The sequence below is a fragment of the Thermus sp. NMX2.A1 genome, assembly GCF_000511705.1.
In the GTDB taxonomy this organism is placed as follows: Bacteria; Deinococcota; Deinococci; order Deinococcales; family Thermaceae; genus Thermus; species Thermus scotoductus.
Genome location: NZ_ATNI01000110.1, coordinates 1 through 821, shown reverse-complemented (window position 1 = coordinate 821; position 821 = coordinate 1). Strand labels below are relative to the sequence as shown.

Sequence of the window (821 nt, the reverse complement as noted above, 5' to 3'; positions counted from 1 at the left end):
GGGTTACCCTGGAAAAGGCATGACGTACCTCCTTTTCCATCTCACCTTTATCCTACCCCCCCTCATCCTTCTCCTGGCCCTTGCAAGGCCCAAGCCCCCAAGACTTTGGGCTTACCTGCTCATGCCCCTCATCGCCCTGGCCTACACCACCCCGTGGGACAACTACCTGGTATGGAGGGGGGTCTGGGGTTATCCAGAGGAGCGGATTCTCCTTCGCCTGGGTTATGTCCCCCTCGAGGAGTACCTCTTTTTCTGCCTCCAGCCTCTTCTTACGGGAGCCTTCCTGTTTAGAATTGCCGGGCATCCCCCCAAGGCAAGAGGGGGCTGGATCCGATGGGTAGGAGGAGGGATCTGGCTTCTGGCCTCGGCCCTAGGTGTTCTCCTGGTGGCCCTCGATGGTCCTTACCTCTACCTGGGCCTTATACTCGCGTACTTCTCCCCCGTTTTTCTACTCCAGTGGACCTTTGGAGGTGACCTCCTTGTAGCCTGGTACAGGCCCCTCCTCCTGGGCACGATCGTGCCCACTATGTATCTCTGGGCTGCAGATTTCTGGGCCATCACCCAGGAAAACATATGGTGGATCTCAGAGGCCTATACCCTAGGGGTAAAAGCCTGGGGTTTGCCCATTGAGGAAATGCTCTTCTTTCTTTTCACTAACTTGGCTGTGGTCCAAGGAATTCTCCTAGCCTGGCACCCCGAGGCCCTAAGGAGGCTGCGGTGAAGTTGGAACCCGACCGCCCTTTGGCCCGATTCCTTAAGGCACTCGTGGAAGGTATTTTTTGGCGAAGCCTCAGGAACAACTTAAGAAGCGTATACTTACT

Annotated in this window: 1 protein-coding gene; it reads left to right on the top strand. The window is 56.3% G+C overall.

What is annotated here, in order from left to right:
• On the top strand, nucleotides 1-721 hold a 721-nt coding region (locus TNMX_RS11265), incomplete at its 5' end, for a lycopene cyclase domain-containing protein (RefSeq protein ID WP_253269406.1).
• Nucleotides 722-821 lie beyond the last annotated feature (100 nt).